The sequence below is a fragment of the Roseiconus nitratireducens genome (genome assembly GCF_008629675.1).
In the GTDB taxonomy this organism is placed as follows: Bacteria; Planctomycetota; Planctomycetia; order Pirellulales; family Pirellulaceae; genus Stieleria; species Stieleria nitratireducens.
The window spans coordinates 582,128-596,140 of record NZ_VWOX01000001.1; the positions used below are offsets into that span (position 1 = coordinate 582,128).

At 61.5% G+C, this 14,013-nt stretch carries 12 protein-coding genes; 6 read left to right on the plus strand and 6 right to left on the minus strand.

Translation table 11 applies throughout. From position 1 onward, the window contains the following. The first annotated feature begins 29 nt into the window (after positions 1-29). Complete coding sequence (locus tag FYK55_RS01910) at positions 30-1,622, plus strand: hypothetical protein (RefSeq protein WP_150074296.1); 1,593 nt, start codon at positions 30-32, stop codon at positions 1,620-1,622. Between the two features lie 96 nt (positions 1,623-1,718). Then, a complete protein-coding gene (locus FYK55_RS01915) occupies positions 1,719-2,972 on the plus strand; it encodes a polysaccharide biosynthesis/export family protein (RefSeq protein WP_235908349.1) in 1,254 nt (417 codons plus the stop codon). 57 nt (positions 2,973-3,029) lie between these two features. Here FYK55_RS01915 and FYK55_RS01920 read toward each other — a convergent pair whose 3' ends face one another. Then, positions 3,030-3,965, minus strand: a complete 936-nt coding sequence (locus tag FYK55_RS01920) for a carbon-nitrogen hydrolase family protein (RefSeq protein WP_150074297.1) — start codon at positions 3,963-3,965, stop codon at positions 3,030-3,032. Between the two features lie 51 nt (positions 3,966-4,016). Between FYK55_RS01920 and sthA the strand changes: the two genes are divergently transcribed. The 3 genes from sthA (at position 4,017) to FYK55_RS01935 (ending at position 7,115) form a co-directional block, all read left to right on the plus strand. Further along, positions 4,017-5,402, plus strand: coding sequence for a Si-specific NAD(P)(+) transhydrogenase (gene sthA / locus FYK55_RS01925; RefSeq protein WP_150074298.1), 1,386 nt, complete (start codon positions 4,017-4,019; stop codon positions 5,400-5,402). A 221-nt stretch (positions 5,403-5,623) separates the two neighbouring features. Next, a complete protein-coding gene (locus tag FYK55_RS01930) occupies positions 5,624-6,775 on the plus strand; it encodes a M28 family peptidase (RefSeq protein ID WP_390621699.1) in 1,152 nt (383 codons plus the stop codon). Position 6,776: 1 nt separating this feature from the next. Then, complete coding sequence (locus FYK55_RS01935; protein ID WP_150074299.1) at positions 6,777-7,115, plus strand: EscU/YscU/HrcU family type III secretion system export apparatus switch protein; 339 nt, start codon at positions 6,777-6,779, stop codon at positions 7,113-7,115. Between the two features lie 50 nt (positions 7,116-7,165). Here the strand turns inward: FYK55_RS01935 and FYK55_RS01940 are convergent, their stop codons facing one another. From FYK55_RS01940 to FYK55_RS01960, 5 genes are all read right to left on the minus strand, one after another. Beyond that, positions 7,166-7,558, minus strand: a complete 393-nt coding sequence (locus FYK55_RS01940) for a hypothetical protein (protein ID WP_150074300.1) — start codon at positions 7,556-7,558, stop codon at positions 7,166-7,168. 7 nt (positions 7,559-7,565) lie between these two features. Then, the gene (locus tag FYK55_RS01945) at positions 7,566-8,858 is read right to left on the minus strand and encodes a beta-ketoacyl-[acyl-carrier-protein] synthase family protein (RefSeq protein WP_150074301.1); all 1,293 of its coding nucleotides are present in this window, start codon (positions 8,856-8,858) and stop codon (positions 7,566-7,568) included. A gap of 17 nt (positions 8,859-8,875) precedes the next feature. Continuing rightward, the gene (locus FYK55_RS01950; protein ID WP_150074302.1) at positions 8,876-9,382 is read right to left on the minus strand and encodes a 3-hydroxyacyl-ACP dehydratase FabZ family protein; all 507 of its coding nucleotides are present in this window, start codon (positions 9,380-9,382) and stop codon (positions 8,876-8,878) included. A 232-nt stretch (positions 9,383-9,614) separates the two neighbouring features. Further along, positions 9,615-10,004 (minus strand): acyl carrier protein, encoded by a 390-nt coding sequence (locus FYK55_RS01955; RefSeq protein ID WP_150074303.1) that lies wholly within the window; start codon positions 10,002-10,004, stop codon positions 9,615-9,617. 83 nt (positions 10,005-10,087) lie between these two features. Then, a complete protein-coding gene (locus FYK55_RS01960) occupies positions 10,088-10,579 on the minus strand; it encodes a 3-hydroxyacyl-ACP dehydratase FabZ family protein (protein ID WP_150074304.1) in 492 nt (163 codons plus the stop codon). Between the two features lie 500 nt (positions 10,580-11,079). Here FYK55_RS01960 and FYK55_RS01965 point away from each other — a divergent pair, with 500 nt between their 5' ends. Then, entirely contained in the window at positions 11,080-14,013 is a 2,934-nt protein-coding gene (locus FYK55_RS01965; protein WP_150074305.1) for a DUF1553 domain-containing protein, read from the plus strand.

Here is a 14,013-nt window from a genome sequence, read left to right on the forward strand (position 1 = left end):
CCAGGATTCATTGCAGGGAAGCCGTATTCATGAAACGCAATCAGCGAGTTTCACACCTGGACCGGACCCGGAGACGTTTGCGGTTGTTGGCCGTGATCCTGGTGTGCGGTTCCGTGCCGGCGACGGCGGTCGCCGCCGAGACGCCTCTGTCGCGAAATGACCAGGCATCGCAAACGAGTTCCGACACGCCGATGGCGAAAGGGTTTCGCCGGTTGCCGCCGGTTCGGACAAGCGCCCGGTCAACGACTCCCGCGCAACCGACGGCATCGACGCCCGCTGAATCCGGCGTGGCGCCGGACGATCGGGACGGATCGGTCCGTCCCAGTGGCAGGGCCAAATTGACGGTGTCCCCCGTCAAGCCGCATGTTCCCGACGTGGGACGCGTTCACGCGAATCCCTACACGCACGTCAACAGTCGGTCCAGCATTCCGAATGCCGTCACCGCGGCTGCGTCGTCTCGTCATGGCACGCCGGTCGAAGCCGTTGCCCACCGGGGCCCAGCAACGATGCGTCCGACCGCCCCCCACGATTCAGCGATGGGCGATCCTTGGCTGCAGTCGGTGACCGAGGACACCTGCATCAAGCGGGCTGCCGAGTTGTTGGATGATGCGTATCGCGAATACTCCGTGGCGGCCTGGGCTTCGGCGGAAGATTCCGCTTGGCGCGCCTTGCAGATGATTGCCACGGGAATCGATGTTTCGCTTCGCGAAGCCAAGAATCCGCCGTCGGCGTTGCCCGCCGGCTGGGCCTCCGGTCACGTCACCGAGGCCCGCACCGCCATCCGCGAAGCACGCGACTTTGCCGCGGCGGGACAAGTGATCGATCCTCGGCAGATCCGGGCGATCGTCGTTTCGCATCAAACGCCCGTCTTTTCAGAGCAGACGCTGGCGGACGTTACCGCCGCCGCGGCGGTGGATGCCTATTTGGACTACGCCCGTGGTCAATTGGTCCCGCTGGCCATCCGCCGGGTCCAAGCGGCGCAGGCGATGGACTTGATCGCCGCCGTCCAACTGGGCCGCAACGATTCCAAAACGCTGGCGGTCGAGACCGCATTGTGTCTGCGTCGCGCCGCGCTGCAGGGGCAGCCCGGCAATGCGAGCCTGGCGTCTCGCTTGGGAATGCAATTGGCCGACATGGGGTTGGATGAGGAGGCGACGCGCACGTTGCAGCATGCAATGAAGCTGTCGGCCAGCCCGGAAGTTGCCAAAGCCTTGGCCGATGTCACGCAGCGGTCGCGGAATACCGAGCTGGCAGCGGGCACCGCTTCGGCGGGTGCCTCGGCGACGCCGTCGCAACAGCGGGCTACCGAAGTGTTCGAGTTGTCGCCGTCCGAGTTCGCATCGATTTCTCCGGCGGTGAATGCCGGAGTGCACGCGGCCGGCGGAGCCCCGGCGCAAACGGCCGACACGTCGACACCGGTGGATGTGAATCGCGGCGAAGAAAACTCCGACGAACCGGGCGGTTCCACCCGCGCGTGGTTTGCCAGCTTCCGAAAGCCGACGCCGAAGACCGAACATTCGGAAGTTGCATCGCCATCGGCGACAGACACTTCGAGCGAAACTCCCGAAGCCACGGAACCTTCGGGTATCAAACGCTTCTTCAATCGAATTCGAAATTGGTAAGCGTGTCGCAATCGGCAGAGCCCATGCCGCGAAAGCGAACTGGAACTCGGCCAAGTGACTGCTTGTAACCCACTTCATTCATCCTGAATCGTCGCCATGGACTTTCGGTTGGACGCACGAACGAAGGCCGCCGAAATGGCGTTGGTCGTTGCGTTGCTGGTCGTCGGAGCGACAAGCCGGACCGCCGCCGGTCAGGAACGGGTGCCGTCGTTTCCGTCCGTTGCGTCTCCATTGACTCCGCGAGGTCCGCTGGTTTCACCCGCTGTGCCGGTTGGTTCGACTTGCGACTGTCACCATCCGTCTTGCGGGTCTCCAGGGCAATCGGGGTGCGTCAAATGCATGCGGGCGGTGGATTGTGCCGACCTGTGCGGACGTGAAGGACGCTGGAGCGATATGCGGCCCGCGGCGTTTGACGCTTACGGTCCGGGTGGCTACGCGGGACCATCCCGGTTCGCGCATCTGGGGGAATATCGGCTGCGGCCCGGTGACCAGTTGCAAATCATTTACCTGATCACGCGACGGCAGGATGTCGGCGAGTACCGGTTGATGCCGGGTGATGAGGTGCTGATCGAATCGATCGCCGACCAGGACCTGACACGGGGCACGCTGGAGCGCGGGCTGGCGGTGCAACCCGACGGGACCATCACGGTCCGACTGCTCGGTCAGATTCCGGCCGCCGGATTGACGATCGCCCAACTGCGTCAACTGCTGGAAGCCCGCTACAAGAAACTCTACGACGATCCGTCCATCGACGTCACGCCGGTGAAGACGAATACATTGGCCGAGGATATTCGCAACGCGGTCGGCGGCGCCAGCGGTCTGCAACCGCAAGCGCTTACCGTCACCGTGATGCCCGACGGCGAGATTCGGTTGCCGGGGATCGGCGGTGTTTGCGTCCAAGGGTTCTCCTTGGCGGAATTGAAGAAGGAGATCAACCTTCGTTATCGAGAATGGGTCGTGGGGCTGGAAACCGAACCCGTGCTGATCCGGCAGGCGGACCACTTCGTGCATGTCCTTGGTCAGGTGCGGTCACCGAACCGCATTCAGTTGGACGGCCCCACGACCGTGCTGGGGGCGATCGCGCGGGCCGGCGGCCACCTGCCCGGTGGGAACATGCGGCAGGTCGTCATCTTTCGCCGCGCGGAGGACTGGCGTCTGGTGTCCACGATGTTGGATCTGCAAGGCGCGGTCCTGGGAAAGCGACCCACGCCGGCCGACGAAATCTGGTTGCGAGATGGCGACGTCGTGATCGTGCCTGACAAGCCGATCGAACGATTCGACAACTGGGCCGAGCAGGTGTTTTCCAGTGGCATTTACCGGTTGAGCCCGATCAACATTGAAGTGCGTTGATGGATGGGGATCGGGCTGCGTCGATCGCGAACACGATCGCTCGGTCGTCGTTGGGCGTCACGCGTTTCCGCTGCCGAAGCCCTCGGTGATTCTGCCGTAGAACTGCGGGCGTCGATCGGCGAATCGATCGATCACGTGGGCACCCGGTGTGCGCTCGATGCGTTTGTTGCGGGCGATCGCCAAGTCGACATCCGCGTACAACAGCGTTTCTCGGTCATCTTCGGCCCGAGCCAGGATCACGCCATCAGGCCCGCAGATTTTGCTCTTCCCGCAAAACGAAAACTCGTTGTCCCAGCCGACACGGTTGGCCGCCACGAAATAAAGATGGTTTTCCATGCTGCGTGCCGGAGGGACGATTTCAGCGGTGTGCGAGGCGGCGGCGGGCCAATTCGTTCCCAAAGCGATCACGTCGGCCCCCAATAGCCCAAGGACGCGCATCGGCTCGGGAAACGACGCGTCGTAACAGATTCCCAGTCCGATGTTCGCGATTTCTCCCTCCCCCGCGCTGGCGACGTAGGTTTGGTAGGGTCGGTCGCCGCGGGTGACGAAACGGTCCACCCCCAAATGCGGCAGATGAATTTTTCGGTAGCAGCCGACGATTCCCTGCGGTCCGAGCATTGCAGCGGAGTTGTACAGTCGGTCTCCATCGCGTTCGACAAAGCCGAGCGTGACGAACTGGTCATAGCGTTTTGCCGCCTCGGACAGCGTGGAAAAATGCTGCGAGTCGATCGGCAAGGCCACTTCCATCGCATCTTCGCGGCGATCGAAGGCGTAGCCGGTTAGCATGCATTCGGGAAACACGACCAAATCGGCCGATTGGCGGGCGGAAGAATCTGGCAGTTCCTGTTCGGAATCCGAACGTTCGGGAGGATCGATCGACCCTCGCGATTGTGGCCCCAATTGTGACGCCAGCCGCATCCAACGGAGGACGCGGGCGACGTTGGCTTCAGGGTCGGCGTGAGACACATCGGATTGGACACCGGCGATCAACATCGTAAAACAAGCTCGGACGAATCGGAATTTCGAACCAATAAGCGACAGAAAATGAGCAACGAGGACTTTGATTTTGACCTGTTCGTGATCGGTACCGGCCCGGGGGGTGAGGGGGCGGCGATGCAGGCATGCAAAGGCGGGCTGCGGGTCGGCGTCGCGGAAAGATACCGTCAGATCGGCGGCGGGTGCACCCATTGGGGCACCATCCCCAGCAAGGCCCTGCGGTACACCATCACCAGCACGATGAACGTGCTGAAGAACCCGGTCTTTCGAGAATTGGGCATTCACGCCAGCCCGACGATGGAGCAACTGCGCCGCGGCACCGAAGCGATCATCGGAAAACAGGTGTCGATGCGGCAGTCATTTTACGACCGCAACAACGTGCCCATCATCAGCGGCCAGGCAAGGTTTGTCGATGAGAACACGATCTCGATCGACGAAGGGGAACGGATTCGCAGCCGCAGTTTCGTGATCGCGACCGGCGCGCGACCCTACCATCCCAGCGACGTGGATTTTGCGCATCCACGTATCTTCGACAGCGATACCATTCTGCAGTTGGAGGAGAAACCGAGCTCGATCACCATCTATGGCGCCGGTGTCGTCGGCGTGGAATATGCCTCGATGTTTCGGAATCTGGGCATCAAGGTGAATCTGGTGAATACCCGCAGCAGTTTGCTGGAATTCTTGGACGACGAAATCGTCGATGCCCTGTCCTACCACCTCCGCGACCAGGGAGTGGTCATTCGTCACAACGAATCGGTCGACCGCATCGAAGGCCATGACGACGGCGTCGTGCTGCATCTCAAAAGCGGAAAACAGCTCAAGACCGACATCCTGCTGTGGGCCAACGGCCGCACCGGAAACACCGATGACCTGGGATTGGAAAACGTCGGTTTGGAACCCAACGGCCGCGGCCAGTTGGAAGTCGACGAGAAGTTTCAAACCGCCAAGTCGCACATCTACGCCGTCGGTGATGTGATCGGGTACCCGTCGCTGGCCAGCGCCGCCTACACGCAAGGTCGCGCCGCCGGAATGCACATCCTGGGACGCAAAGACGGAAACCTGCGCATCAATGACATTCCGACCGGCATCTACACCAGCCCCGAAATCAGCTCGGTCGGGAAAACGGAACGCGAATTGACCGCCGCCTGCGTCCCTTACGAAGTCGGCCAAAGCCAATTCAAGAGTCTGGCTCGGGCGCAGATCATTGGTGCCACCGTCGGCATGTTGAAGATCCTGTTTCACCGTGACACGTTGGAAGTTTTGGGCGTGCACTGCTTTGGCGCCAACGCTTCCGAAATCATTCACATCGGACAGTCGGTGATGAATTCAAAGTGTCACAATCTGGAGTACTTCACCGAAACCACGTTCAACTACCCCACGATGGCCGAAGCCTACCGCGTCGCAGCGCTCAATGGGATGAACCGTCTTTTCTGACGCGGCTAGGCCGTGTCTGAAAACCTGTAGCTACGCTCGCCAGAGCGTGGCGTTCCAGCGCAATCGCAATGCCAGCCACGGGGGTTTGCTGGTTTCCAGGCAGATCCCAGCACCACGCGGTTCACGCAAAGTGTCACCGTCCAGCTAGCCGGCGATCCGGTCGTCCCCTTACAATCGGGGCTGTGCCGCAACCGCCGATCGTGAACCATCCGAATTTTTCAATGGTCAAAACTTCTGCCGACGCCTCCACCAGGTCTCCGAGATCGCGTACGGCCCATCCGGTTTCGGCGGCGGTCCCCCAATCGGACCAGGGCTATCCGTCCGCATCCGATCGGCCGCGCAGCGGGCGACCGCAGTCCGTTGCCATCCTGGCCCTGTCGGTCGGGCTGATTGTGGCCGGATTGATGTGGATCGCGTTCGCTTCCGGGGTTTTCAACCGCGGCGTGACGGTGCAGAGTCCGTCCCAAGGTGCGATCCCGGCGCAGTACGACCCGGACCGCGCGATGTCGTACCTGAAACAGTTGTGCGACCTGGGACCACGTCCTTCGGGCACCGCGGCCATGCAACGCCAACAGGATTTGTTGGAGGCCTTCTTTCGGGAGCGAGGTGCCGAGGTGAAGCGTCAATCCTTCGAGACGCGGAACCCGAACGATGGGACTCCGGTGACCATGACCAATCTGATCGCGTCTTGGTTTCCTGACCGCGAACAACGATTCTTGTTTTGCGCCCACTACGACACACGGCCGTTTCCCGACCGGGATCCGCAAAACAAACGTGGGACGTTCCTGGGAGCCAACGACGGCGCCAGCGGTGTGGCCGGGCTGATGGAACTGGCCAATCAATTCCAGGACCTGCCGCCGGATCTGGGTGTCGATTTGGTGCTGTTTGATGGTGAAGAATTTGTCTGGCAAGAACGCCGGGACCGCTATTTCCTGGGATCGACGTATTTCGCCGATCAATACAAACAGAATCCGCCGGCGACGGGCTATCGCGCCGGTGTTCTGTTCGACATGATCGGCGACAAGGAATTGAAGATCTACTACGAAGCCAACAGCCTGCGATACGCCAAGGATGTGGCTCGATCGTTCTGGATGACCGCTCGTGATCTGGGAGTGCGGGCTTTTGTGATGCGATCGCGTCACACGATTCGCGACGACCATTTACCGCTGAACGAGATCGCCGGGATTCCGACCATCGATGTGATCGACTTTGATTATCCGCGTCCCGGGATCGGCGCGCCTTCCTACTGGCACACCGAACAGGACGTGCCCGCCAATTGCAGTGGTGAATCGATCGCCGCGGTCGTGTGGGTGGCCCACCGGTGGCTGCTGTCTCACAGCGATTCGGACGACGCGCAGTCGGGAGGGAGATGAAATGTTTGCAGGGGGTCTGTTGTTGGCAGGGACGTTGCTGTTTTTTGCATTCTGGCTGCAATGGACGGAAAATCACGGCTGGCCGCATGATTCTTTCACTGGCAAAGACGATCAAGAGTACCTGGCGCAGCGGAAGAAGTCTCGCCGGCTGGTCAACATCTTGATCGGCTTGTGTGGCGCGCTGATCGCGGTCGCCACGTTCGCGGGCGTGGGCTTGGTCTTCGTGGCCGCGTGGTCGATCGTCACGATCACCTTGATGGTGATATTGGTGTTGGCCGCATTGGATGCGTTTCGAACGCACCGACATCACCGGCGGAAGTTGCGTCAGCAACGCGAATAGCGCGGGAAGTCACTCTCGGGCGGGCGCAGCCACACCGCTTCAAGCAACGCCTATTTCAAATAGCCCGCACTGGTCTGGAAGTACTTTCGCCGGCGGACTTCGCTCTCGTCGCTTTGGGCGGCGGCTTGCAGGTCCGCCAAATTTGCCAGGCAGTAGCGGCACTCGGCGGCTTTCAGGTGAAAGCGAATGTAGTCGGCATGATCCTCGGGCAGGGTTTCCAAAAGAAACTGTCCCAGTTCTTCACGTGACGGGCAGGACAATCGGGAACGTCGCCAGATCGCCCCCAGCGTGTGCAGCCCCGCCATCTCGCGGCCTCGGACCGCCACCAGGCGGTCCCGCAGTTGGCCGTCCCGGCGAAGCGCCGATTCCAATTCGGTGGAGCGTTCGTCCGAAAGCGCTTCGTCAAGGAAAGCGATCAGTTCGGCGTCAGTGAAATCTGCCATGGAGACCTCAGCGGTCGAATCGGCTCAAGCACAGCGTGACGTTTTGGCCGCCAAATCCGAAACTGTTGTTGAGCGAATACTTGATCTCGGCTGGCCGTGCCTCGTTGGGGACGTAATCCAAATCGCACAGCGGGTCGGGATTTTCGTAATTGATGGTCGGCGGCAGCACCGAGTCACGCATCGCCAGCAGGCAGACGATCATCTCAGTCACGCCGGCGGCCGCAATCAGGTGCCCCATCATGCTTTTCGTGCTGCTGACGGGAACCTTGGCAGCGTGATCGCCAAAAACTTCGTGGCAGGCCAGCGTTTCGACCTTGTCGTTGACCGTCGTGCTGGTGCCGTGGGCGTTGACGTACTGGATGTCGGACGGGGTCAAGCCGGCGTCGGCGATCGACATCCGCATCGCCGCGATGCCTCCGTGTCCGTCCGGGGGAATGTCGGTGATGCGGAACGCATCGGCGGTGGTGCCGTACCCGGCGATTTCGCCGTAGATGGTGGCTCCGCGATCGAGAGCCGACTGGAGTTCCTCCAGCACGACCATGGCCGAGCCCTCGCCCAGAACAAATCCGTTTCGCAGGCGATCGAACGGACGCGATGCCTTGGTGGGTTCGTCGTTGCTTTCGCTGAGCGCCGTCAGCAGGTTGAAGCCGGTCACGCCGAACGGGTGAATCATGCTGTGGGTGCCGCCGGCCAACATCACATCGGCATCGCCACGCCGAATGATTTCGGTCGCCTCGCCGACGGCCTGGCTGCTCGCGGCGCAGGCGGTCAGACAGTTCATATTGGGCCCCTGGGCATTGAACAGGGTCGCCAGGTGCGCCGCGGGCATGTTGGGTTCCTGTTCCAACTCCTTGGCGGGATCCAGCAACTCCAGGCCCTTGGCGATGAACTTCGATGCATCGTATTCGCCGTCGACCAGGGCCGCGGTCATCATCGTGCTGAAGACCGCGAAATCCTGGTTGCCTTCGCCGCTGCCCAGGTACACGCCGAACCGTACCGGGTCGCTGATTGAGTCCATCACACCGCTATCGGCCATGGCTTGTTTGGCCGCACCGATGGCGAATTTGGTGTGCCGCCCCAGTTTGGCGGAACGCTCGGCCGATTCACCGGCGTCGGTCAGGTCCCAGTTCTTGACTTCGGCACTGATTCGCGTGGGAAAACCGCTGGCGTCAAACAGGGTCGTGTATCCCACCCCGCTTTTACCTTCCTGCAGCCCCGCCCAAACCGTGGCGGCATCGTGCCCCATGGGGTTGATCATCCCGATTCCGGTGACGACGACGCGACGACGTTGCTTGTTCATGCTGGACTGATTTCGGTCTACAGGTTTTCGTAAGTGGGGAATCGGTTGCCGTCCGCGTCGACCGCTACCGAAAAGAAGTTCATGATTTGCAGCATGACCTTCAGGTCGCCCGGTTCGAACAGTGGCCCGTCCACCAGATGCCCTTCTTCCAGGAAGGCGAACATCAGATCGATCTCGGCCTGCAACTGATCCCCACAATGGCTGGTGCTGGTCACCGTTCCGCCATCGGGTTGCACGGCGTCCAAACGGACTTCATAGCACAATTGGTCGCCCACGCGAGCGGGCGCATGGAATTGCGCCTTGCCAACCTTTGCCAACACCACGCGTTTATTGAATTGGAAGTGCTCAGCAACCAGGATCCCGCCCAATTGCGCCATGCCCTCGATGATCAAGGTCGGTGGCAGCATCGGAAACCCGGGACAGTAGCGATCAACGACCTCTTCGTCCAAGCACACATTTTTCAGGCCGCGGGCGTGCGAGCCGCTGACGAATTCGGTGAATCGATCGACCCAGAACCAGCGCATGGACGATTGTGAGGTGTAAATGAGGATGGGGGGCCGACCGATTTCTACTTGCGGTCATCGGTTCGGGGGCATGACCTGGACGGACGCCGCGCGATCCCGATCAGCCGCACCATTTCGGGGTCGGCCTCCCGCGCGGTGGCCCGTGTTCCCGGTGGAGACTCCCGCGATGGAGAATCCCCCCGGAGGCAACTCGCCTGGTGTCGACGGGCCGGTCGCGGTTGTCGAGATCGGGTTAGGCGTTGACCTTGCTGCCAACGTACCGGCACAGGTCGCCGACGGTCAGCAGGTTGCCAAAGTTCTGAACTTTGGGGTCGGCTTCGAAATCACTCAGATCCGCCCACGGCATGCGCTTCTTCAGTTCCGCGATGCCGTCGTCGGTCACCACGCCGTCCTGGACGTATTGGCTGTTGGTCAGGATGTCTTCCGGAGAAAGCTCTTCCCGCGGAATCTGGATGTCGAAGGCTTTTTCAAGCTTGAACACGATATCCAGAAAGTCGATCGATTCGGCGCCCAGGTCGCCAACCAGGGTCGCGTCCATCGTGACCTCGTCATCGTCGACGCCCAACGCGTCTTCCAGTGAGGATTGAACCTTGGAAAAGATCTCTTCGTCTGTCAGAGCCATTGTGTGAATTCCTTAGGAAATTTTGCCATTCGCTGAAATCTGGGATCGGCCGATCGAACCGGCGACGCCTCCTTCAGTGAACCTTAGGTGGTTTGAGTCGCGGTGACGGGGACGTCACCGAATAGTTCGATAAATTGCGTCCGGACCCGCTGTTTGACGTCTTCGTCTGTACCAAGCTCTGGCGGTTCGTTGCTACCCGAGGGCTCCAGAATCAGCCGGGCACTGACGGTCACCCGACCATCCTTTTCCGCCGCCGCTTTGACGGTCACCCGGCCCTCGGATTCCTTGATCCGTTCGGCGGTCACCAGCAGCGTTTGGCCGGGGGACAGGAAATCCCCGAACTTGACATTACGGACCTCACGCAACAGCACCAGCGGATGGGCGAAGTCTTCTCCGGTGCGAACCATCCAGACCGCCGCCTGATGCAGGGCCTCCAACATCATCACCCCGGGCATCACGGGGAACCGCGGGAAATGGTCGCGGAGATACTCTTCGTCGGCACGCAGGGTCCGCTCGGCTACCAGCCGCTTTCCGGGCGTCAGCGAAACGATTCGGTCGAGTTGGCGGTACTTCACTTCAGACTGTGCACGAGTGCGGGTCCTGCGACTGGGGACAACAAGGTTGCCCAGATTCCCTAATTTTTTATTGCTCGGACCGCGCTGGAGTCGCGACCAACGCGTATGCAAAACCCTGACGTGTGGGGGGAGTCCTCCGTGGCGCTACCTGAGTATCGGCAGCCTCAATCTCCGCCCATTTGGAAAACTCCCCATTTTCCGCAGCCACAAAATACTGATCTGGCTGCGGACCCTCAACCACCGCGCGCAGCCCTGAACGCGCAATCCTGAGCGAATTCGGCAGCCGACGCCAGAGCCTTGGTGCACGAATGTTCGTCGGGGCCGGTGGGTTTGTGATAGACTCGTTTGACGGCGATCCTGTCGCTACCCCCCTGATGGCGCCGATCTTGAGTCCGCGGGACGCAAGGCGGCTGGCCTCGACCGCGCGATTTTCGAGGCCCGTGGTCGTTGACGCTGCGGAGTTTGACGCCGCGGTTCTCTTCGCTGGAGCACTGTTTTTGATGTTCGATTCCCTGCCCGGCCGCCTCGGCGTCCGAATCTTGCTGGTGCTCACCGCAGGCCTGATCTACGGAAATCGAGCCCGTGGGTATGAGCCGGATTCGGTCGAATTCTTCGAACAGCGGATCCGTCCCGTGCTGGTCCAACGCTGCTATTCCTGTCACTCGGCAGAGGCCGATGAGATTGGCGGGTCGCTGTGGTTGGATTCGGCGGGCGCGATGCGCTCCGGCGGTGACAGCGGGCCGGCCATCCGCCCGGGCGACGCCGATGCGAGCGTGCTGGTTTCTGCAATCCGCTACGAATCCAGCGAGATGCCGCCCGATGAGCCGCTGGGCGCGGAGGTCGTCGAAGACTTTGTCCGTTGGATCAACGCCGGCGCGATCGACCCGCGAGCGGGAGCACCCCGTTCCGTCCCGAAAGATGAAACAATCGATTTGGAGCGGGGACGCCAATTCTGGGCGTTTCAACCTTTGTCGGGACGAATCCTGTCGCATCCGCAACCTGCCGCACCGTCATCGTCGGGGTACGAACCGTCCTTGACCGAGCCCGACGGGGACTCATCCGTGGCGCGTCAAATCGATGTCCACCTGGTGGACGCCCTGCAGGCCCGGGGCGCGGAGCCGAACCCGGTGGCGGAGCCCGAGACGCGGCTGCGCCGTTTGGCGTTCGATTTGACGGGGCTGCCGCCCGAGGAATCGCTCCGCCAACGATGGCTGCAAGATCCGACGCCGGATGCCTGGCGACGAATCGTCGATGAACTGTTGAACTCACGCGCCTTCGCCCAGCATTGGGGACGGCACTGGATGGATGTCGCTCGCTATGCCGACAGCAATGGCAGCGACTTCAATGCGACATTCCATGATGCTTGGCGTTACCGTGACTACCTGGTCGATTCCTTTGATCAAGATCGGCCGCTGGACCAAATGATTCGGCAGCAGGTGGCCGGCGATTTGTTGCCCTCCGAATCGGAACAACAACGCTACGACAACGTCGTGGCCAGCACCTTCTTGATGCTCGGACCGAAGATGCTAAGCGAGCGAGACAAGGTCAAATTGACCATGGACGTGGTCGACGAACAGATCGACACGATCGGCCGCGCCTTTCTAGGTATGACGTTGGGATGCGCGCGATGCCACGATCACAAGTTTGATCCGATCGCCACGGAAGACTACTACGCGTTGGCCGGGATCTTCAAAAGCACTCAGACGCTGCGCGGTGAATCGCAAAAATATGTCAGCACTTGGAACCGGGTGGAACTGCCGACCAGTGAGGAGCATCGACGGGCGATTCGGGACCATCAGAAACAGGTTCGCTCGGTCAAAGAACAAATCGAGCAAGCTGAGAAGGACGTGCTGGACGCCGAACGCAGCGTGGAACAAGGCATTGTCGTGGACGACGCCGATGCCACGCGGACCGGGCAATGGGTCCAGTCAACCTACACGAAGGGCTTCGTCGGTGTCGGCTACGTGCACGACAACAACACGGACAAGGGAAAGGCGTCGATCGAGTTTCGCGCTGCGTTACCCGAGGACGGCCGCTACGTCGTGCGCATCGCCTACAGCGCCGGCGGAAATCGAGCCGGGAAAGTTCCCGCCACCCTGACCACCGCCGACGGCCCGCAGGCGTTGGTCATCAATCAGCAGCAGCCAACCGAAAACGGGCCCTGGTTCACGTTGGGGACGTTCCCCTTTCTCGCCAGCCAGGACGCCGTGTTGGTGCTGCGAAACGACGGGACCGAAGGTTACGTGATCGCCGATGCCGTCCAGTTTCTCGCGGTGGATCCGGCTGCGGTCGACCAAAAGCGTCAGTCCGCTCAAGCGGAGCTCGCCGACGCGAGAGGCAAGCTGGAGACTCTTCGCGAGCGGTTGAAACAATTGGAGCAAGATCAACCGCGCCCGGTTCCCGTCGCGATGGCGCCGCGTGATTTGCCGTCCACGGAAATCGCCGACAGCCCGGTCCATATCCGCGGCGAGGTTCGGAATCTGGGCGACCCCGTTCCACGCGGATTTGTGCGAGTCTGCGGGCCCGGCGAGGCGACGATCGGATCGCCCAGCGGCAGCGGGCGATTGGAATTGGCGCAGTGGTTGACCGACCCGGACCATCCGCTCGTCTCTCGCGTGCTGGTCAACCGGATCTGGGGTTGGGTCTTTGGTGAAGGCATCGTGCGGACCGTAGACAATTTCGGCAGTCGCGGCGAACGGCCGACGCATCCGGAACTGCTTGACTCGCTGGCGCTGGATTTCATGCGAAACGGTTGGCGGTTGAAACCGCTGGTCCGCAAGCTGGTTCTCACAGATGCCTACGCCCGCTCCAGCACATACAGCGTCGAAGCGGCGGCGATCGACCCGGAAAACCGATTGCTGTGGCGGGCCCATCGCAAACGTTTGACGGCCGAGTCGATACGCGACGCAATGCTCAGCGCGGCCGACGTGTTGACGCAACAGCAGCCCATCGAGCCGGTCGCCGACAAAGGCGTTTTGGTCAGCAAGAATCGCGCGGATTCGACCAACGGCGAATCGGGAATCGAGCGACCCGTGCGAACGATCTACTTGCCCGTCATCCGCGGCAACATCGACCCCATGCTGACGGCCCTGGACGCGGCCGATCCCGACTTGCTGGTCGGCAAGCGGCCGACGACCAACGTTCCGGCCCAAGCCCTGGTGCTGATCAACAGTGACCAGGTCAATGCTTGGGCGGCGGAAACCGCTGCGGCGGTGCTGGCGAGGCATCCCTCGCGGCAGCAAGGGCGGGAAGCGGAATGGATCGTCGACGTCTACCGCACGTGTTTGTCACGTGAGCCGTCGGCAAAGGAGCTTCGGTTGGGGCACCGGTGGCTGGGCGATGCCGATGGACAGTCGGGCTCTGAACCTTTGCAGCGGTTGACCGACTTGGTGGCCGCCATTTTTGCCAGCAGCGAATTTCGAATGACCGACTGA

Bases quoted from the DNA above. Each gene is read 5' to 3' on its own strand.
- FYK55_RS01910 (WP_150074296.1), top strand. From the start codon at position 30: ATGAAACGCAATCAGCGAGTTTCACACCTGGACCGGACCCGGAGACGT.
- FYK55_RS01915 (WP_235908349.1), top strand. From the start codon at position 1,719: ATGGACTTTCGGTTGGACGCACGAACGAAGGCCGCCGAAATGGCGTTG.
- FYK55_RS01920 (WP_150074297.1), bottom strand. From the start codon at position 3,965: ATGTTGATCGCCGGTGTCCAATCCGATGTGTCTCACGCCGACCCTGAA.
- sthA (WP_150074298.1), top strand. From the start codon at position 4,017: ATGAGCAACGAGGACTTTGATTTTGACCTGTTCGTGATCGGTACCGGC.
- FYK55_RS01930 (WP_390621699.1), top strand. From the start codon at position 5,624: ATGGTCAAAACTTCTGCCGACGCCTCCACCAGGTCTCCGAGATCGCGT.
- FYK55_RS01935 (WP_150074299.1), top strand. From the start codon at position 6,777: ATGTTTGCAGGGGGTCTGTTGTTGGCAGGGACGTTGCTGTTTTTTGCA.
- FYK55_RS01940 (WP_150074300.1), bottom strand. From the start codon at position 7,558: ATGGCAGATTTCACTGACGCCGAACTGATCGCTTTCCTTGACGAAGCG.
- FYK55_RS01945 (WP_150074301.1), bottom strand. From the start codon at position 8,858: ATGAACAAGCAACGTCGTCGCGTCGTCGTCACCGGAATCGGGATGATC.
- FYK55_RS01950 (WP_150074302.1), bottom strand. From the start codon at position 9,382: ATGCGCTGGTTCTGGGTCGATCGATTCACCGAATTCGTCAGCGGCTCG.
- FYK55_RS01955 (WP_150074303.1), bottom strand. From the start codon at position 10,004: ATGGCTCTGACAGACGAAGAGATCTTTTCCAAGGTTCAATCCTCACTG.
- FYK55_RS01965 (WP_150074305.1), top strand. From the start codon at position 11,080: ATGTTCGATTCCCTGCCCGGCCGCCTCGGCGTCCGAATCTTGCTGGTG.